Origin of the sequence: Nocardia sp. 2TAF39, assembly GCF_052114905.1 — a bacterium.
Taxonomy (GTDB): Bacteria; Actinomycetota; Actinomycetes; order Mycobacteriales; family Mycobacteriaceae; genus Nocardia.
The window spans coordinates 33925-53222 of sequence record NZ_JBFRFQ010000048.1 but is presented as its reverse complement, the minus strand read 5'-3'; the positions used below and the strand labels follow the sequence as shown (position 1 = coordinate 53222).

The 19298-nt window shown below is 67.7% G+C and carries 17 protein-coding genes and 1 pseudogene; 12 read left to right on the top strand and 6 right to left on the bottom strand.

Annotation, left to right across the window (positions count from 1 at the left end):
* The 6 genes and pseudogenes from AB4Z47_RS25085 to AB4Z47_RS25060 all read left to right on the top strand — a co-directional run.
* Window positions 1-981 (top strand): annotated as a pseudogene (locus AB4Z47_RS25085) (sensor histidine kinase); the annotation flags it as partial.
* Complete coding sequence (locus AB4Z47_RS25080) at window positions 978-1391, top strand: roadblock/LC7 domain-containing protein (protein WP_327112333.1); 414 nt, start codon at window positions 978-980, stop codon at window positions 1389-1391. The pseudogene AB4Z47_RS25085 and the gene AB4Z47_RS25080, both read left to right, overlap by 4 nt.
* A gap of 7 nt (window positions 1392-1398) precedes the next feature.
* Window positions 1399-1773 carry a DUF742 domain-containing protein gene (locus tag AB4Z47_RS25075; RefSeq protein WP_327112335.1) on the top strand — a complete coding sequence of 125 codons (375 nt, stop codon included), beginning with the start codon at window positions 1399-1401 and terminating at the stop codon, window positions 1771-1773.
* A complete protein-coding gene (locus AB4Z47_RS25070) occupies window positions 1754-2356 on the top strand; it encodes a GTP-binding protein (RefSeq protein WP_441954133.1) in 603 nt (200 codons plus the stop codon). Before AB4Z47_RS25075 ends, AB4Z47_RS25070 begins: the two co-directional genes overlap by 20 nt.
* Before the next feature lie 51 nt (window positions 2357-2407).
* Entirely contained in the window at window positions 2408-4048 is a 1641-nt protein-coding gene (locus AB4Z47_RS25065) for a carboxyl transferase domain-containing protein (RefSeq protein ID WP_441954131.1), read from the top strand.
* 203 nt (window positions 4049-4251) lie between these two features.
* Complete coding sequence (locus tag AB4Z47_RS25060; RefSeq protein ID WP_441954129.1) at window positions 4252-5109, top strand: aldo/keto reductase; 858 nt, start codon at window positions 4252-4254, stop codon at window positions 5107-5109.
* A gap of 25 nt (window positions 5110-5134) precedes the next feature.
* Here AB4Z47_RS25060 and AB4Z47_RS25055 read toward each other — a convergent pair whose 3' ends face one another.
* Window positions 5135-6238 (bottom strand): NAD(P)-binding domain-containing protein, encoded by a 1104-nt coding sequence (locus tag AB4Z47_RS25055; RefSeq protein ID WP_441954127.1) that lies wholly within the window; start codon window positions 6236-6238, stop codon window positions 5135-5137.
* Between the two features lie 90 nt (window positions 6239-6328).
* Here AB4Z47_RS25055 and AB4Z47_RS25050 point away from each other — a divergent pair, with 90 nt between their 5' ends.
* The 5 genes from AB4Z47_RS25050 (at window position 6329) to AB4Z47_RS25030 (ending at window position 11090) form a co-directional block, all read left to right on the top strand.
* Entirely contained in the window at window positions 6329-7057 is a 729-nt protein-coding gene (locus tag AB4Z47_RS25050; RefSeq protein ID WP_441954125.1) for an enoyl-CoA hydratase, read from the top strand.
* Window positions 7057-8199 carry an MBL fold metallo-hydrolase gene (locus tag AB4Z47_RS25045; protein WP_441954137.1) on the top strand — a complete coding sequence of 381 codons (1143 nt, stop codon included), beginning with the start codon at window positions 7057-7059 and terminating at the stop codon, window positions 8197-8199. The genes AB4Z47_RS25050 and AB4Z47_RS25045 overlap by 1 nt, the downstream gene beginning before the upstream one ends.
* 40 nt (window positions 8200-8239) lie before the next feature.
* Window positions 8240-8455 (top strand): antitoxin, encoded by a 216-nt coding sequence (locus AB4Z47_RS25040; protein WP_327112347.1) that lies wholly within the window; start codon window positions 8240-8242, stop codon window positions 8453-8455.
* A 46-nt stretch (window positions 8456-8501) separates the two neighbouring features.
* The gene (locus AB4Z47_RS25035; protein ID WP_441954123.1) at window positions 8502-10817 is read left to right on the top strand and encodes an ATP-dependent DNA ligase; all 2316 of its coding nucleotides are present in this window, start codon (window positions 8502-8504) and stop codon (window positions 10815-10817) included.
* A gap of 96 nt (window positions 10818-10913) precedes the next feature.
* Window positions 10914-11090: an antitoxin gene (locus tag AB4Z47_RS25030; protein WP_441954121.1), complete on the top strand. Its 177-nt coding sequence runs from the start codon at window positions 10914-10916 to the stop codon at window positions 11088-11090.
* A gap of 61 nt (window positions 11091-11151) precedes the next feature.
* Here AB4Z47_RS25030 and AB4Z47_RS25025 read toward each other — a convergent pair whose 3' ends face one another.
* On the bottom strand, window positions 11152-11796 hold the full coding sequence (locus AB4Z47_RS25025) for a cysteine hydrolase family protein (RefSeq protein ID WP_441954119.1): 645 nt from the start codon (window positions 11794-11796) through the stop codon (window positions 11152-11154).
* A gap of 243 nt (window positions 11797-12039) precedes the next feature.
* Here AB4Z47_RS25025 and AB4Z47_RS25020 point away from each other — a divergent pair, with 243 nt between their 5' ends.
* Window positions 12040-13314 carry a lipase family protein gene (locus tag AB4Z47_RS25020; RefSeq protein WP_441954117.1) on the top strand — a complete coding sequence of 425 codons (1275 nt, stop codon included), beginning with the start codon at window positions 12040-12042 and terminating at the stop codon, window positions 13312-13314.
* Window positions 13315-13527: 213 nt separating this feature from the next.
* On the opposite strand, the gene AB4Z47_RS25015 is transcribed toward AB4Z47_RS25020, so the two are convergent.
* From AB4Z47_RS25015 to AB4Z47_RS25000, 4 genes are all read right to left on the bottom strand, one after another.
* Complete coding sequence (locus tag AB4Z47_RS25015; protein WP_441954115.1) at window positions 13528-14268, bottom strand: ammonium transporter; 741 nt, start codon at window positions 14266-14268, stop codon at window positions 13528-13530.
* A gap of 250 nt (window positions 14269-14518) precedes the next feature.
* Window positions 14519-15256 (bottom strand): energy-coupling factor transporter transmembrane component T family protein, encoded by a 738-nt coding sequence (locus tag AB4Z47_RS25010; RefSeq protein ID WP_441954113.1) that lies wholly within the window; start codon window positions 15254-15256, stop codon window positions 14519-14521.
* 188 nt (window positions 15257-15444) lie between these two features.
* The gene (locus AB4Z47_RS25005) at window positions 15445-17571 is read right to left on the bottom strand and encodes an ABC transporter ATP-binding protein (RefSeq protein ID WP_441954111.1); all 2127 of its coding nucleotides are present in this window, start codon (window positions 17569-17571) and stop codon (window positions 15445-15447) included.
* A 75-nt stretch (window positions 17572-17646) separates the two neighbouring features.
* Window positions 17647-19110 carry a flavin-containing monooxygenase gene (locus AB4Z47_RS25000; protein WP_441954109.1) on the bottom strand — a complete coding sequence of 488 codons (1464 nt, stop codon included), beginning with the start codon at window positions 19108-19110 and terminating at the stop codon, window positions 17647-17649.
* Between the last annotated feature and the right edge of the window lie 188 nt (window positions 19111-19298).

Here is a 19298-nt window from a genome sequence, read left to right as displayed (position 1 = left end):
GCAGCGAATGGTCTGCCCCAACGGGATCCGGCCGCGAACGGCCTGCACCGCCGCGAGCCGAGCTCGGGTGCGTTGCCCGCAGCGAGCGGTCTGCCCCAGCGGGATTCCGCAGCGAATGGTCTGCCCCAACGGGATCCGGCCGCGAACGGCCTGCACCGCCGCGAGCCGAGCTCGGGTGCGTTGCCCGCAGCGAGCGGTCTGCCCCAGCGGGATTCCGCAGCGAATGGTCTGCCCCAGCGGGATTCCGCATCGAATGGTCTGCCCCAACGGGATCCGGCGGCCAACGGCCTGCACCGCCGCGAGCCGGGTAGCGATGGCCTGCCGCAGCGCGAGCCGGGCAGCGGTGGTCTGCCGCAGCGTTCGTCCACGGCGGCGAGCCTGCCGCAGCGCGATGTCGGGCCGACCGGACTGCCGCAGCGGCAGCCAGGCGCCCAAGTGCCGCGGCGCGAGCCCGCGCCGCCGGGAGTCGCTCTGCCACAACGGGATCGCAGCACGCAGCCCGCGGCGAGCTCCAGTGGTGAGGACCCCGCCGCCGCGCAGGGGCGCGATCCCGGCAAGCACAGCTACCGGTCCAACCCGGCGAAGACAGCCTCGTTCTTCCAGACGAGGCTGCAGCCCGCGCCCGAGTCGGGGCCGTCGATGGGTACGCCGATCTTCGCTGAGATGATGTCGGCGTGGCTTTCGGATCCCAACAGCGACCGGTCCCAGATGGCCGCGTCGTTCGAATCCCCGGGCGACGAAGGCTGGCAGGCGGCTCGTCGCGCGAGCGAGGCGCAGTCCGAAACAAAGACGGCGGCGGGGTTGCCGCAACGCAATCCGGGCGGAAGGCTTGTCCCGGGCGCCGTAAGCGGTGCGGTGGACCGGGCGCCGCATCGCGATCCAGAAACAATCAGGTCCAGCTTGAGTCGTCACCAGCAGGGCGTCCGGGATGGCCGCGCAATGAGAGCAATGAACCTAACCGGAGATAAAGGAGACCGATGAACCCCGATCTAGGTGGTACGAATCGTCAGCTGGATTGGCTGGTTTCGAACTTTGCCAACGAGGTTCCTGGCGTAGCCCATGCTGTTCTGGTCTCGGCTGACGGCCTACTCATGGCCGCGAGCGCCCAGCTGCCCGTCGATCGTGCCGAGCAGCTCTCGGCCGTGACGGCGGGCCTGGCCAGCCTGTCAGTGGGCGTCTCGAATCTGTTCGAGGGCGGAACCGTGCTGCAGTCCGTCGTCGAGATGGAGCACGGCTACCTGCTGCTCATGGCGGTTGGCGACGGCTCCTATCTCGCGGTGCTGACCAACACGTCCTGTGACATCGGCCAGGTCGGCTACGAGATGGCTCTGTTGGTCGAGCGTGTGGGGCAGTCGGTTCAGGCCACGCCACGCGTCACGATGGGTTCCTGATGGTGGGATGGACATAGAAGATCACCGCATGAGGAGCGTCGAGCCGAGCCTCGTACGGCCATACTCGCTGACCGCAGGCCGCACCAGGCCCGCGGTCGAGTTGGCGTTGGAGGCCCTTGTCGCATCGCATCCGGTCGCCCTGGAGCGGCAGTTCGAACTGAGCAACATCGAGACGTCAATCGTGGAGTTGTGCAGAGAATCGCCGTCCGTTGCCGAGGTAGCAGCCCGACTGGGTATCCCCATCGGGGTGGCTCGCGTGCTCGTGGCCGACCTGATCGAGGCCGGGCACGTGCGCGTTTCGGCAACTTTGAAAGACGATTCCAGCGACGATGAACGTCGCGAGCTGATCGAAAGGGTTCTCAGTGGACTCCGGCGTATTTAATTCGACGGCGCAGGTCGACACCCGTACCAGCAAGCCGACCTCGGCGAAGATCGTGGTCGCGGGTGGCTTCGGTGTAGGCAAGACCACGTTGGTCGGTGCTGTCTCGGAGATCGTTCCGCTGCGCACCGAGGCATTGGTGACCAATGCCAGCGCCGGTATCGACAACCTGACCGGCATTCCGATGAAGTCGACCACCACGGTGGCGATGGACTTCGGCCGCATCAGTCTCGCCGACGATCTAGTGTTGTACCTCTTCGGTACGCCGGGCCAGTACCGCTTCTGGTTCATGTGGGATGACCTGATCCGCGGCGCCATCGGCGCCGTGGTGCTGGTAGACACTCGCAGGTTGGAGGACAGCTTCGCGGCGGTCGACTATTTCGAAGCGCGCGGCCTACCCTTCTTGGTGGCGCTCAACGAATTCGACGACGCGCCGCGGTACCCGCTAGAGGACATTCGGCAGGCGCTGGCCGTGCCCGCCGATGTGCCGATTCTGTCCATCGATGCCCGGCGTCGTGAGCCCGCCAAGCACGCGCTCGTCACGCTCACCGAGTACGCACTGCGCAAGGTGATGCAGGGCTACTGAGTGCTCGCGCGGCACCATCACGCATCGGGTTCGGCCGGATAGGCTCGCCCGGTGCGTATTTCGGCGCGGGACCTACTCGAGCAGCTGCTCGACACGGAATCGTTCGTCAGTTGGGACCGGCCGCCGGTGACGGTGGCCGCGACTCCGCGGTATCGCGATGCGCTGCGGAATGCTGCGGTATCGGCGGGCACCGATGAGTCGGTACTCACGGGGGAGGGGCTGCTGCGTGGTCGCCTCGTGGCCGTGATTGCCTGCGAGTTCGGATTCTTGGCGGGTTCGATCGGGGTCGGCGCGGCGGAGCGGATCGTCGCAGCGGTTGAGCGCGCCACCGAACTCGGCCTGCCGCTGGTCGCCTCGCCGACCTCCGGCGGAACCCGGATGCAGGAGGGCACCGTCGCCTTCGTGCAGATGGTGAAGATCGCTGGTGCGGTTGCGGCACACAAGTCCGCCGGGTACCCGTATCTGGTTTACTTGCGCAACCCCACAATGGGTGGCGTGTTCGCCTCGTGGGGTTCGTTGGGGCACATTACCTTTGCCGAGCCGGGCGCCCTCATCGGGTTTCTCGGTCCCCGGGTCTATCAGGCCCTCTACGGCAGGCCCTTTCCGGAAGGCGTGCAGACCGCGGAGAACCTCTACCGCCGCGGCGTCATCGACGGCGTCCTTCCGATTTCGGTATTCCGCCGAGTAGTCCATCGCGCTCTGAGCGTGTTCAGCGGCGTCCAGCTGTCGGATTCCACTGCTGCTCAACCTGATACAACGCGGAATCGTGCCCCGAATGCCTCGGAGTCGCGACTCGAAACGACATGGGACGCCGCGCCGCAGCCGTCCGACGCGGCGAAAAGATCTGTTGAATATTCGAAAAATCTTGTGCCGGAACAGGATAACTACGGCGACGGGTCGAGCACGTCCAAGGGTGGCCTGGCGTGGCAGTCGGTCCTGATCTCGCGCCGCCCGGAACGCCCAGGCATCCGTGACCTGTTGCGTCATGTGACGCAACGGGTTCCGCTCAGCGGTACCGGGCAAGGGGAGTCGGATCGCACCGTTGCGCACGCGCTCGGGCGATTTCGGGGTCAGCCGTGCGTGGTGTTCGGCCACGATCGGCGCGGGCAGCAGGGCGAGAACACCATGGGCCCGGCGGCGCTGCGCGAATCGCGGCGCAGCATGGCGCTTGCCCAGGAGCTGCGGCTGCCTCTGGTGCTGGTCATCGACACGGTGGGCGCGGCACTGTCGAAGGAGGCCGAGGAGCGCGGCCTCGCACCCGAAATCGCACGCTGTATCGCGGACCTGGTGACGTTGGACACGCCGACCATCTCGGTGCTGCTCGGTCAGGGCACCGGCGGTGGCGCGTTGGCCCTGTTGCCCGCCGACCGGGTGCTGGCCGCAACGCACGGCTGGCTTGCTCCGCTGCCGCCGGAGGGTGCCAGCGCCATCGTGTTCCGCGATACCGGCCATGCGGCGGAACTCGCTGCGGCCCAACGGATCAGTGCCACCGACCTACTCGCCGACGGTGTGGTCGACCGAATCGTGCCCGAGTATCCGGATGCCGCCGACGAGCCCGTGGACTTCGCGCGCAGGATGGTGGCCGCGGTCGCAGGCGAACTCGCGAGCCTGCGCGCCCGATCCGAACCGGAGTTGTTCGCGGCGCGGAAAGCGCGCTACCGCAGGCTGGGGCTGCCGGGCGTGAAGCACTGACCGTGTTTGTTTTGCAGCGCCTGCGAACGTGCTCGTAAGACTCGCACTCGACGGGGCTGGGAGTGCGGTGAGCGGGGCATGCTTGGACGCGAGCCGGGCCGGGAACGTGCTCGTAAGAACGTTGGGGTGCATCCAGCAAACTGTAAGCCAACACGCCCGAGGGCGTGATTGACGGTTCGCCGCCACACTTCTACCGTCGAAATGTGACCTTCAGAAGCGAGACCAGCGCCGTTCCCTCGATCGTACTCAGCGACGGGAACGTGATCCCGCAGCTCGGTTTCGGTGTGTTCCAGGTGCCTGCCGAGGGTGTCTTCCCGGCTGTCACCGCCGCGCTCGAGGCGGGCTACCGCAGCATCGACACCGCCGCGATCTATGGGAACGAAGAGGGCACCGGCCGTGCGATCCGCGAGTCCGGTATACCGCGTGACGAAGTTTACGTCACGACCAAGCTGTGGAATTCCGAACAGGGCTACGACTCCACGCTGCGCGCCTGCGAAGCGAGCCTCGACCGACTCGGCCTCGACTACCTCGACCTCTACCTCATCCACTGGCCGGTGGCCGCTGCGGGCCGGTTCGTCGACACCTTCCGCGCCTTTCAGGCGCTGAGGTCGCAGGGGCGGGTCAAGTCGATCGGCGTCTCTAATTTCACGGTCGCGAACCTGCAGCAGGTGATCGCCGAGACCGGCGAAATCCCTGCGGTGAACCAGATCGAGTTGCACCCCCGGTTGGCCCAGCGCGAGTTGCGGGAGTTCCACGCGTCCAACGCGATCGCCACCGAGGCGTGGAGCCCGCTCGGCCAAGGCACCTTGCTCGACGACAGCACCATCGTCTCGGTTGCCGCCGCGGTCGATCGCACCCCGGCTCAGGTGATCATCCGCTGGCACCTGCAGCTGGGCAACATCGTCATCCCGAAGTCGGTCACGCCTTCGCGGGTCGCGGAGAACTTCGACGTGTTCGGCTTCGAACTCGCCCCGGAGCAGATGGACGCGATCAACGCGCTGGACAGCGGCGAACGGATCGGTCCCGACCCGGACACGTTCACGATGGGTTTGTCGGACTGACCCACCCGGTTGCCGGTCTGGCCGGTCAGCGCAGCCCGAGGTGGTCGGCGAGTTCGATCGCCGCCGCGTGCCCCCCTCGATTGGCGCCGATGGTGCTCGCCGACGGCCCGTAACCGATCAGATGGATCCGAGGATCGGCGGCCACCTGGGTGGCCAGCCGCCCGGACATGGTGATCCCGCCGCCGTGCCCACGCAGCCGCAGCGGCGCCAGATGGTCCAGCGCGCTGCGGAACCCGGTGGCCCAGAGGATCACGTCCGCCCGCTGGAAGGTGCCGTCGGACCAGCGCACCCCGCCGGGCTCGATGCGCTCGAACATCGGCAGCCGCGTGAGCACGCCCCGCGCCCGCGCCGCCCGCAACCGGTCGTCGAGGCGCAGGCCGGTGACCGAAACCACCGAGCCGGGCGGCAGCCCGTGCCGCACCCGGTCCTCGACCATCGCTACGGCGGCCCGTCCGACTTCCTCGGTGAACGTGCCATCGCGGAACTGCGGTGGTGTCCTCGTCACCCAGGTGGTTGTGGTCACCTGGGAGATCTCGTCGAGCAGTTGCACCGCCGAGACACCGCCGCCGACCACGACGACGTGTTTGCCCGCGAACTCCTCGGCGGTGCGGTAGCCGCGGGTGTGCAGCTGGTGCCCGGCGAAGGTCTCCGCGCCGGGGTAGCGCGGGATGAACGGATGCTCCCAGGTGCCGGTGCAGTTGATCACGCCGCGCACCCGGAGGGTGCCCGCCGCGTCGGTTTCCGCGTTGAGCAGCGGACCGCGCTGGGCCGGGCTACCGTCCTCGGTGCGATCGCAAACCACCGTGACCGACACTTGCCTGCGCACCCGCAGGTCGAACCGCTTCTCGTACAGCTCGTAGTAGTGCGGAACCGCGGTCGCGGCGGGGGCGGTCGCCGAGCCGGGTGGCAAGGTTTCCGCGAAGGACATGCCTGGCAAGTCGTGCACCCTGTTGACCGTGTCCAGGGTCAGCGAGGGCCAGCGGAACTGCCAGGCGCCGCCGGGGCCTGGTGCATGGTCCACGATGCGAAAGTCCCGTTCGGGACGCAGCCCGAGACGCTGGAGGTGGTAACCGGCCGACAGCCCCGCCTGACCAGCGCCGATCACCAGGATGTCGAAGTCTGTCGGCACAGCCGGTGATCGTATCGCCCACCACGGAACGGGCGGTCGGCTGTGGCAGAGTGAAGAGAATCAGAAGGACCGTTCAGCTGGGGAGGTCGAATGCTCGGCGTCAGCCGCGATGGTGACGTAGTCACCATCGAACTACAACGGGAGGAGCGTCGTAACGCGCTCGACAGCGAGCTCGTGACGCTGCTGCGCGAAGCTGTCCTTGCCGCCGTCGCCGATCAGGCACGGGTCATCGTGGTGACCGGGCGAGGCCCGATTTTCAGTGCGGGCGCCGATCTGTCCGGCGTGCAGTCCGACGAATTCCTCTCCGGCTTGCGGGAGATGCTGCACACGATCGAATCGGCGCCGATCCCGGTGATTTCGGCGATCAACGGCGGCGCGTTCGGTGCGGGTGTGCAGCTGGCGCTGGCCTCGGATCTGCGGGTGCTAGCGCCCGATGCCTACCTCGCGATCCCGGCCGCGAAGCTGGGCATCACGGTGGACGGCTGGACCATGCGCAGGCTGGTCTCGCTGATCGGCGGTGGTCCAGCCAGGACCGTCCTGCTCGGCGCGGAACCGGTGTCGGCCGCCGACGCCTACGCCTTCGGGTTCGCCAACCGGATCGGCACCCTCGCCGACGCGCAGATCTGGGCGAAGGAGATCGCCGAGCTGGCGCCGCTGTCGCTGCGGCACATGAAACTGGTGCTCAACGACGACGGCACCCGCGACCCGGAGAACGCGCAGCAGCGTGCCGCACTGGAGGCAGCGTGGACGAGCGAGGACGCCCGGGAGGGGCGCTTGGCCCGACAAGAAAAGCGTGCGGCGAAGTTTGTGGGGCGATGATGGACCTTCGACGTATCGCCGGTGCGGCCGCCGGTGCGCTCGGCGTCACCTGGGTGGTGCGGGCGGTGTGGGGTATCCCCTCCGCGATGGGCGCTTCGATCTCGGCGATCCAGCCGTACGCGGCGGGCGCGACGAGCTACCGTGACCGCCAGTTCCACAACACGGAGCCCAGCAGCCAGTTGGCCGCGGGTTCGGCTTCCTCCCTGCTGGTCTCGGCCCTGACCAAGCGCAACGTGGGCAGGCCGCCAGGGCCGATTCCATTACAGACCCCGCAGGCTCCACCCGAGGCCGCCGACCTCGCCGTCACCTGGTACGGCCACGCCACCACCCTGATCGAGGTCGACGGCTATCGGATTCTCACCGATCCGGTATGGAGCGAACGGGTTTCGCCGTCGGCCATGGTAGGCCCCGCGCGGATGCACCCGGTGCCGCAGCCGCTGTCCGAACTGCCCGCGGTGGACGCGGTGATCATCTCGCACGATCACTACGATCACCTGGACAAGGAGACCGTCCGGGAACTGGTGCTGCGCCAGAGCGCGCCGTTCCTCGTCCCGATCGGCATCGGCGCGCACCTGCGGCACTGGGGTGTCCCGGACGATCGCATCATCGAATTGGATTGGGGCGGTTCGGTATCGCTCTCCGCGCTGGGTTGTGGCAGGGGCAGTGCCGATCTGGTGCTGACCTGTACCGAGGCCCGGCACTTCTCGGGCCGCGGTCTGATCCGCAACACCACGTTGTGGGCGTCGTGGTCGATCGTCGGATCGACGCGACGGGCCTACTTCGGCGGCGACACCGGATACACCAAGGCTTTTGCCGAGGCGGGCACGGCGCTCGGTCCGTTCGATCTGACGCTGCTGCCGATCGGCGCATACGACGAGCGTTGGCCGGACGTGCACATGAACCCGGAGGAGGCGGTCCGGGCGCACGCCGACCTGGGTGTCGGCGACCCCGGGCACGGCCTCCTCGTGCCCATCCACTGGGCGACATTCAACCTCGCGTTCCACGGGTGGTCCGAGCCGGTGCAGCGGATGGTGGCGGCCGCTCGGGCCGCAGGCACCACCGTCGCCGTGCCGATGCCGGGGCAGCGTGTGGATTCGCAGGGTGTCTCCCCAGGGGATTCCTGGTGGGAGAATGTTGGATGAATAACTCCGGATAGTTGGCGACAGGAAGGGAATGACGGCGATGAGTTTCGCGGACACTCTGAAGGGCCTGGTCGGCAAGGGAAAGGAAGCGGCGGCCAAGAACGCCGACAAGATCAACGACGCGGTCGACAAGGCCGGTGACTTCATCGACCAGAAGACGCACGGCAAATACTCGGACAAGATCGAGAAGGGCAAAGAGGCCGCCAAGAAGGTGGTCCCGCCCGACCAGTCCGGCCAGCAGGGGCCGCAGGCCTGAGGTCGTGGCGGGGGCCGAGTGCGGTCTCCGCCTCTACACTGCGGATATGGTGTCCCGCCGGAATTTCGGTGGTATCGAGGTTGAGCTGAGCAACCTCGACAAGGTGCTGTATCCGGCAACCGGCACCACCAAAGGCGAAGTCATCGCCTACTATTCGGCGATCGCGCCCGCCATGCTCCCGCATATCGCTGGGCGTCCGGTCACCAGGAAGCGCTGGCCCAACGGAGTCGACGAGCCCTCCTTCTTCGAGAAGAATCTCGCGTCACATGCGCCGTCCTGGCTCGAGCGACACACGATCCGGCATTCCGGCCGCACGGTCGTCTATCCGGTGGTCGATTCCGAGGCCGGGCTGGCCTGGCTCGGTCAGCAGGCGTCGCTGGAAGTCCATGTGCCGCAATGGCGATTCGACGGCGACCGTACGGGTCCGGCGACCAGGCTGGTGTTCGATCTCGATCCTGGCCCGGGGGCCGGGCTCGCCGAATGCGCCAGGGTGGCGCTTGCGGTACGCGACATGGTCGATGAGATCGGCTTGCGCACGTTCCCGGTCACCAGTGGCAGCAAGGGAATTCACCTCTACGTGCCGCTCGATCGGGAGCTGAGCCCTGGCGGCGCGTCCACAGTGGCCAAGCAGGTGGCCACGAATCTCGAGAAGCTGCACCCGGATCTGGTCACCGCGACGATGGCGAAGTCGGCGCGCGGCGGGAAGATCTTCCTGGATTGGAGCCAGAACAACCCGGCCAAGACCACCATCGCGCCCTACTCGCTACGCGGACGCCCGGAGCCCACTGTCGCGGCACCGCGCACCTGGAAGGAGATCGAGAACCGGAAGAAGCTGCGGCACTTGCCATTCGACGAAGTCCTCGCTCGGTTCCGGTCGGAAGGTGATCTGCTGGCCGAGCTCGACCTGCCGCTCGACTCGGCCTCGGCGGAATCGGGCGCGGACGCGCTGGCGAAGTACCGGTCGATGCGCGATCCGGCGCGCACCCCCGAGCCGATTCCCGCCGAGCGGCCCGAGCCGGCGGAGAACAAGCGGTACGTCGTGCAGGAGCATCATGCGCGGCGGCTGCATTGGGACGTGCGGCTGGAGCGCGACGGGGTGCTGGTCTCCTGGGCCGTACCGAAAGGCCCGCCGACCTCCTCGCACCAGAACCGGCTCGCCGTGCACACCGAGGACCATCCGTTGGAATATCTGGATTTCCACGGCGCCATCCCGAAGGGGGAGTACGGCGGGGGCGAGATGACGATCTGGGATTCCGGCACCTACGACACCGAGAAATGGCGCGACGACGAGGTGATCGTCCATTTCCACGGCAGACAGCTCAATGGGCGGTACGCGCTGATCCAGACCAATGGCAACCAGTGGCTGATGCACCTCATGCGAGAGCAGAACGACGCGGGGCCGGACGACGCGGAGCACGGTTCAGGCGCCGAACCCGAGGCGTCTGCCGGTCGAATTGTCCGCCCGTCGAGCGGGGCGTCACCGTTCCCGCGCGGCCTCGCGCCGATGCTGGCCACTCCCGGCGACGTCGCCGACCTCGACGCGGGCGAGTGGTGTTTCGAGACGAAGTGGGACGGGTTCCGGCTGATCGCCGAGATCGACTCCGGTGCGTTCACCCTGCGCAGCCGGGCCGGGAATGTGGTAACCGATCGCTACCCGGGAATGCGGAAACTTGCGCGGGAACTGGCCGAGCACAGCGTGGTCCTGGACGGCGAGGCGGTGGTATTCGACGATCACGGCGTCGCCACCCTCGGGTTGTTGCAGGCCGATGCGGCGCGGGCTGTATTCGTCGCCTTCGACGTCCTGTATCTGGACGGCACCTCCCTTGTCCGCAAACGGTATTCGGACCGCCGCCGGGTTCTGGAGGCGCTGGCGGCGAATGCCCCGTCGCTGCTGGTGCCGCCGCGGTTGGACGGTTCGGGCGCCGATGCGGTGCACTACAGCCAGGAACACGGGCTGGAGGGCGTGGTCGCGAAACGCAAGGACTCGGTGTATCTGCCGGGCAAGCGCGGGCATTCGTGGGTGAAGCAGCGCAACTGGCGCACCCAGGACGTGCTGATCGGTGGCTGGCGGCGCAGCGCGGCCAGGAACTTCAAGTCGCTGCTCGTCGGCATTCCACACGAGGGGCGGCTGTACTACGTCGGGCGGGTCGGCACCGGGTTCACCGAGCCGGACCTGCGGGACCTGGCCCAACGGCTGAGCAAGCTGGAACGCAAGACTTGTCCGTTCGACAACGATCTCACCGCCGACGAGCGCAAGGAGGCGGTCTGGGTGACGCCGAAGCTCGGCGGCACGGTGCGATTCATGAACTGGACCGAATCCGGTCGCCTGTGGCATCCGGCGTGGTTGGGCGGCTCGGACTGAGCGCGGTCACTCCGCGTCGCAGCGCCCGCCCGGAAGCGATGGGGCTGAGTAGGGTGAGTTCGCGGCGGTACCCGGCGCGAGAACGAGGAGTACACGGTGGATTTCAAGAATTTGGCCAACAAGGCGATCGACCTGGCCCAGAAGAACGCGGACAAGGTGGACGCGGTCATCGACAAGGCGGGCGACCTCGTCGACAAGAAGACCGACGGCAAATTCGTCAGCCAGGTCGACTCCGCCCAGGAAGCGGCCAAGAAGGCGCTGCGCAAGCAGTGACGCCGAACGGGACATGACGCTGGCCCGATTCCGGCCGTACCGCCATGTCCCCGCTGCTTCGTCAGTTGGCGCCCGCGAGCAGCGGTGTGATGGTGGCGATGTCCGTGACCAGCGTGTGGCCTTGGAATTCGAAGTCGTCGTAGGCGCGCGCCATGGCCTCTTTGTCCCGGCCGCCGCAGGCATCGCTGATCACCACCGGAACGAAACCGAGGTCGGTGGAGTGCGTGACGGTGGGGGCGATGCCGATCTCCAGTGCGACGCCCGCGATCGCGTACGCGCCGATGCGCAGGTCGCGCAACATCGAAGCCAGCGGAGTGCCTTCGAACGCGGACATCGACGTCTTGTCGAACACCACCTCGTCCTCGCGCGGCTGCAGCTCGGGAACCAGCTCGAAGGCCGGGGTGTCGCGTTGCAGGATGAAGCGCACCTTGTCCACCGAATCCACCTGCTGCCAGCTCATGGCCATGCGCAGCGCGAACGTTCCGCTGAGGCGCTCGGGCAGGAAGAAGTGGCGCAGGAAGACCACGGGGTAACCGCCCGACCGCGCCGCGTCCACCACCCGCGCCACGCGCTCGATGATCTCCGGGCCGTCCGGCAGCTGGCTGAGCACGCCGACCTGCATGTCGTAGACGATGACTGCCAGTCGGTCCGGCGCGCACACATCGGCGAGTCCTTCTGGGATGTCCAATCCGTTGCCATGCCGCATGTTCGGCCACTCCTCTTTGTTGCGTTCTGGTCGCCGACGGCGCGGAATTTGCGGCGATCGGGTTGCGCTAAAGGCTATTTCGCACCACTGTAGCCAGCCGAGAGGACAGCCGCGGCGGTGGGTCCGACCTGGAAGTGACCCGTTGCCGGGCCTCTGACCTGGCAGTATCCTTGGTACCCAGAGGCGGGAGGCGTGTCGGCGCTCGGGCTTTCCATCGTGTCTCGCCGGACTGGGGAGGCCGTGATGAACAAGATTCACGGAACGTCTGTCACTGGGCAGTCGCGGCATCGGGGCCTGTGCGCCCTGCGCACCATTCCGGCAACCGTTCTCGCGGCGCTGGCCCTCCTCGCCGCAACGCTCATCACCGTCCCGGCAGCGTTCGCGGGTGTGCCACGCCCGGACGACGATCCCTTCTACGCGGAACCTGCCGACCTCGCCTCGTATCCGAACGGCGCCGTTCTGGATTCCCGGCCGATCGGGTTGTTCGGTCTGCCCCTTCCGGTCTCGGCGTGGCAGGTCGCATATCGGACTACCGACGCGAGCGACCGTCCCGCGCCCGGCGTTGCGACGGTGATGGTGCCGATACTGCCGTGGTTCGGACCGGGGGCACGGCCACTGCTGTCCTATCAGGTCCCCGAGGACAGTCTCGGCACACATTGCGCGCCCTCGTTCGCGCTGCGCGGAGGCTGGGATACCGGCGTGGTCAACACGCTGATCGACACGCCGTTCATGGCCGAAGCGCTCCGACGGGGATGGGCCGTAGTGGCCAGTGACTACGAAGGCCCGCGGTCCCGGTTCCTGGACGGGGTGAACTCCGGACGTGGCGTGCTGGACGGCATCAGGGCGGCCCGCGATTTCCCTGCGGCCGGCCTCGGACCCGCCACGCCGATCGGCGCATGGGGTTATTCAGGCGGCGCCTTCGCCACCTTGTGGGCCGCGCAGTTGCAACCGCGCTACGCGCCGGACGTCCGGTTCGCGGGGATCACCTCAGGAGGTGTTCCGGCGGATTGGCCCGCCATCGCCCGTCACGCGGACGGTGGTGTGCAGGCCGGGTTGGCGATCCTCATCCTGTTCGCGGTCGCCCGCAACAATCCCGCCGACGGCGTCCTGGAATTGCTCAACGACCGTGGGCAGGCGGCACTGGCCGAGGACGCGGCGGCTTGCGGGTCCGATCTGGTGCCGAAGTACGTCGGGGCGCGGGTCGACGACTTCGCCACGGTCCCGGATGTGCTGTCCCACCCCGCTTTTCGGGCCGCGACCGCGGCGCAAGAGCTCGGCGGCAGCGCGCCTGCCGTACCGATGTACCTGTACCACAGCACGACCGACGACGTGATACCCGTGGCCGGATTCACCGACCTGCTCGGGCGGTACTGCGCGCAGGGGGCAACCATCACGTCGCTGCACTCGATGCTGCCGACTCACAATCCGACGGCGATCGGTGAGGCGTCGGGGGCGATGGGGTACCTTGCGGATCGGTTCGCAAGGGTGCCGGTGGCGCCTGGGTGTCATTCGCGATAATCCACCCTCCGGGCCGCCGCTAGGTGCGGGGGTTCGGCGACTCCAGACCGTGGCGCTGCTCCGAGCGAGTAGGCGCATCGAATTCTGAATTCTGGTGTCTCGATAGCTGTGCGAGGAGGAGAACGCGCATCGGTTGGGCGGGAAGCAAGACGGCGCGCACGGAATCACCAGTGATTCGATGCGCGCCGTGTCGAGGGTGCGTGTGTCAGGTCTTCAGCGGCCGGTGGCGTCCACCCACTTGGTGGTTCCCGGCTGGGCGTTGAGGGTATTGATCAGGTCGATACCGGCGACGATCAACGCGGGGCCGCCGGCAACCAGAGTCCCTATGACCGCCCCGATCGCGGCGCCGGTAAGCACTGTGCCGACACCTACCGGACCACCGACAATCCCGATCAGTCCGACAGCCGCTCCAATGGCAGTGCCGATGAACCCGCCAACGGCGGTGGCGATGCCGAACTGAGTCAAGAAGGCTTGCTGAGCTAGCTGGTTCTCATACGGGGAAGCGACTGGTGTGGCGACCGGGTGAGCGTGCGCGGTATCCCTGACTACGGTTAGCTCCAGCACCCGGTCTGCGTCCTTCACTGCATAAGGCAGTGGGTACTCGAGCCCGTCCTGCCGGAAGGCCAGCGGCATTGTGACCACTACGTTTCCGGCTTCATCCTTGACGTCGACCGACCCGCCGGACGCTGAAAACGTGCCCCCGGTGAGAGTCGTGACGATCTTCTCGCCTATCAGCTGGGCCTTGTATTCGATGTTCGGGACGGGGGCGGCGGCTGGTTCCGCATGGGTGGTGCCCGCGCCCACCGTCAGCGCGGCGACGAGTGGCACGACAGCCGCTGCGATTTTATGGACAATCATTTCCGGTTCCAATCTCATCAGGTCCTGATCTCTAGGGAACGCCGCGCGCGCCGAAATTCCTTCCCCCGCAAGCGTGTACAGCTGTGATGTGATCAAGAAGACAGCTCCCGACAAGTAACTGTACTGTGACTGAAAGGTTTAGACGTCGAATTGAACGGGTATTCATCCTCTTTTTGATTGCGCTAGTCTTGTTATAGCCGTTGGCTATTCGATGTCGCAAAGTCCCGGCGCCGTCGACACAACCGCTTCCGGCAATCGGTGGGAATCGCGCCACCTGCCACCGAGGCCACTCGGCCGTTCCGGGCGTCGTCGCGCGGCTGCTGTCCATGCTGCTCGTCGGCCGGGTTCAGAGCAGCAGGTGCAGCCCGATGGCGCCGAGGCAGACGGCGATGACCACTGCGAGGGCGATGGCGTCGCGGTAGCTGGGAGTGCTGGGGTATGCGGTGAGCTGCCCCGTGCCGCCGCGTGCGGTGATCGCCTCGCCCAGTTCGCCGGCGCGGCGAGTGCACACCGCCATAGCGGCGGTGAGAATGTCGATCAGGGGGTTTTCGGCGGCGCGGTACAGCAGGCTGTCCTTGGGGCGGAGTTGGCGGGCGGCACGCAGGACCCGGATTTCCTCCAGTAGCAGCGGAAGGCCGCGGAGAGTCAGTGCGACGACGACAGCCCATTCGTCAACGGGCACCCGGAGCTTGCGCAGCGGCGCACCGAGTTTGGCCAAGGCGGGCGCGATGTCGCTCATCGGCGTGGTCCACGCGATGAGGAACGAGGCGGCCACCAGGATCAGGCCGAACACCACCACCTGCGTGTACCGCAGCACCGCAGCGCCGCCGACCGGCACGTTGATCAGGGCTCCGGCGGCGAGCAGCGCCCAGAACCACCACGGCAGACGCGGCAGCGTGCCGAGCGGCAGCCGGGCGACCACGCCGACGAACACCAGGAAGGCGACCATCACGCCGAGCACCGGCCAGGACGGGAGGAACATCAGCAGCAGGCTGATCAGGAACGCCCCGATCATCTTCGTGCCCGCCCACAGCCGGTGCACCGGGCTGGCGACGGGAACCTGACGGAACAGCACGGTGCTCATGACTCCACCTCGCTGGCGCTCGGCTCCGCCGTGATCACCGGGGTGGCTGTGCTGATTGGTCGCTCGCTGCGCTCGCTCATGACTCCACCTCGCTGGCGCTCGGCTCCGCCGTGATCACCGGGGTGGCTGTGCTGATTGGTCGCTTGCTCATCGGCGGACTCCCAATTCACGGGCCGACTCAGCGGACATCATCGACCTCCGTGCTCGAGCCGCCACGCCGCATCGCGTGGCGGGCGCAGCGGCGTCGGTGGGGAATCGCGATGTCGCACGGGGCTGTTCGCAAGCAGCGCGGTATCGCGTGCGGACTCGGCCGCCAGAATCCGTCCGGACCGCAGATGCACCATCCGGTCACACACCGCGGCCATGTCCGCTACGTCGTGTGAGATGACGATCAGCGTCAGGCCGGAATCTCGCAGCCGCGCCAGCAGTTCCACGATATCGGCGCGGCCTTCGGGGTCAAGGCCGGCGAGCGGCTCATCGAGTACGACGACCTGCGGATGGCTCGCCACTATGGCGGCAAGCACGACCCGCTTGGCCTGTCCGCCGCTGAGTTCCTCGATGGAGCGCGCGGCCAGGGACCGATCCAGCCCCACCGCGTCCAGCGCGCGCCCGACCGCGCCCGACCCGGTGGCCCGCCCGCCCCAGTCCGCGATCTCCGCGCCGACCGTCTGCTTCTGCAGTTGCAGGCGGGAATGCTGGAAAGCCAACTCGACGCGTCCGATCTGCTTGGCGATCGACTTTCCGCCGAGCTCGCACCGGCCGGAACTCGGTTCGATCAGTCCGGCTGTGATCCAAGCCAGGGTGGATTTTCCCGATCCGTTTCCGCCGACGACCAGCAGCGCCTCGCCGCGCCGGACCGAGAGATCCACGCCGTGCAGAGCCGGTGCTTCCCAGGGGGTTCCGCGGTTGTAGGTGTGCTGAACGCCGCGTAGTTCGAGGATCGTCTCGCCCATCGGCCTGCGCCTGGCGTCGCGCACCGGGCGCGGCCAGGCGGGCAGGTTCTCGACCGAGCGTCCGGCGGCCAGGTGCACGACTCGATCAGCCGCGGCGGCGTCGGCCTCGTGATGGGTGACCAGCACGACTGCCATCGGGTGCCGTTTCGGCAGTGCCGCGAGCAGTTCCACGAGTTCGCGGCGGCCGCCCGGATCGATCATCGAGGTCGCCTCGTCGGCGATCAGCAGGGCGGGGCGACGGGCCAACGCCGCGGCGACGGCGAGACGTTGCTGCTGCCCGCCGGAGAGTGTGGCGGTCTCCTTCGCGCCCATGCCGCCGAGACCGACTTCGCCGAGCAGTCCGTCGACGTCCACGTCGGCGGCGAGCTCGGTGGGCAATCCCCACACCACGTCGTCGGCGACGAGCACACCGAGGGTCTGACTCTCCGGTCGCTGCGACACCAGCGCCGTTCCGCCGAGACGTCCGAGGCCGGCCGACCCGGGACGCTCGACCGTTCCCGAGGTAGGTGGCAGCCCGGCGAGCAGCCGTGTCAGCGTCGACTTGCCCGATCCGTTGTGCCCGACCACCGCGACGAATTCACCGACTTCGACGGTGAGGTCGATGTCACACAGCGCGTCGCGCACCGCGCCCGGGTAGCGGAATCCGGCCCCGCGCGCCCTGACCGGCAGCGGCGCGATGGGCCGGTCGTCGTGTGGCGCGTCCAGCCGATCCCGGCCCGGCAGCAGGACGAGCCGGTCCAGCACCGAGCCGAGTACGTACCAGGAGAACAGTCCGGTGGCGACCATGCCCATCGCGACACTGCCGCCGATCCAGGCCCACCACCAGCGCAGGACCGAGTCGGTGAGGTCGGCGGCGGCCCGCCCGAGGGGTTCCAGCTGCGTCTGGCGCGCCGCGAGATCCTGTACGCCGCGCGAGGCGTTGCGGATGTTGTCGAAGAGCAGGTGGCGGGACGCGGAGAGCAGCAGCAATGACCCGACGGAGAACAACGCCCAGACCAGTCCGGTCAGCATCGAGAGCCCGAACACCGCGACGATACCGCCGCGGCGCCGCTTCACCGTGCCTATGATCCCGCCCAGCGTCGCCGACGACACCAACCCGATCGCGGGCACCACACCCGCTGCGACAAAGGTGACCAGCGTGGCCGCGATGGTGGCGGTGACCAGGGCCCGCAGTCGGTAGCGGTGTGCGATCAGTGCCATCGGCACCGCGGCGACCAGTTGCAGCGCGGCCGCGAACGGGATTACCGAGCCGACGGTGACCAGCCCGACGGTCGCGCCGCCCAGCACGGCGCCGGTGGCCAGCTCGATCGGACGCAGCGGCCCCCGCTCGCCCGGATCGCCCTCAAAGGGCAGTGCACTCACGGAACAAGTCTGCCAGCCCGGCGAGTGGTGCACGATTTGCCGTAATACGAGAGGGCCTCTGAGGAGCGCTACTTGTCAGACGGGGGCGAGGGTGTAGGCAGTGGGGTCTAGTTTGCGGAGGGAGCGGCGGTAGCTGGTTTGGGAGCCCGGCCAGTTGTTGGTGATTCGGCCTCCGGAGTTGCGGTACCAGCTGGAGCAAAAGTTCCAGGGGGTGCGGGCGAGGCGTTGTTGGAGGGCGGTGTTGAAGGTCGCCTCCCGGTCTGCGCGCACATCGAGACAGTGACCGGGGCGGTCGGCGAGCAGTTGGACGGCCTGACGGATGTAGCGGGTCTGCGATTCGATCATGTAGATGATCGAGCCGACGCCGAGATTGGTGTTCGGCCCGTAGACCAGGAACAGGTTGGGGAAGTCCGGCACCGAGATGCCGTAGTAGGCGTGCGCGCCGTCGGCCCACGCGTCCGACAGCTTGCGGCCCGCGCGGCCGTAGATGTTCATCGGCCAGAGGAACTCGGTGCCCTTGAACCCGGTGCCGTAGATGATCACGTCCACCTCGTGCACGACACCGTCGGCGGTGTGTACGCCCTCTGGTGCGATCTCGGTGATCGCGGTGGTTTCCACCTGCACGTTCGGCTGGGTCAGCGCGGGGTAGTAGTCGTTGGAGAACAGCGCGCGCTTGCAGCCGACCGGATAGTCGGGGGTGAGCTCGGCCCGCAGCCGCGGGTCCTCGACCTGCCTGGCCAGGTGCTGGGACGCGATACGCGCCACCAGCCGCGCGATCGCGGGGAACTCGACGAGCCCGAGCGAGATGAATTCGGCGATCGACCACCACCCGAACCGCTCGACCAGCAGCGCGCCGGGGACCCGCGCGAACAGGCTGTGCTGGATCGGCGAGTAGTCGGTGTCGAATTTCGGGACCACCCAGGCCGGCGTGCGCTGGAACAGGGTGAGGTGGGCGACCTGCGGCTGGATCTCCGGGATGAACTGGATGGCGCTGGCCCCGGTGCCGACGCAGGCGACGCGTTTGCCGGTGAGTTCGACGTCATGGTTCCATTCCGCCGAGTGGAACGACGGGCCGGTGAAGGTGGCGATGCCGGGTATTCTCGGCATGGCTGGGCGGGACAGCTGGCCCACCGCCGAGATCAGCACGTCCACGACCCGGATATCCGCGTCCGCGGTGCGGACCGTCCAGCGGCCGGTGGTGTCGTCGAATTCCGCGTCGGTCACGGCGGTGCCGAACCGGATCATGTCGAGCACACCGTGCCGCTCGGCGACGTCGCGCAGGTAGTCATGGATGGCGGCGCGCCCCGAGTACCGCTGCGGCCAGTCCGGTTTGGGTTCGAACGAGTACGAATACAGCGGGGACGGCACGTCGCACGCGGCGCCCGGATAGGTGTTCTCCCGCCACACGCCGCCGAGGTCGGCGGCGCGCTCGAGGATCGTGATGTCGTCGAAACCATTGCGGAGCAATTCGATTGCCATACCGATGCCGCCGAAGCCCGCGCCGACGATGAGGATCGATGGCCCATTGCCTGCTGTCATCAGGTGTGCGGCGCGGAGACTCCCTCGGTTACGAGGGTGAGCAAGCGCCGTCCTCCTTTCGCGGTTTCTTGGGTCGGGATGGTGTGTCGGTGGTGTCGGCTGGATTCGCGGGCATGGCGGAGGTGGTGCGGTACAGCTATCGGTTGCGGCTGGGTTCCACCGTGGAGTCCGGTCTGGAAGCTGAGTGG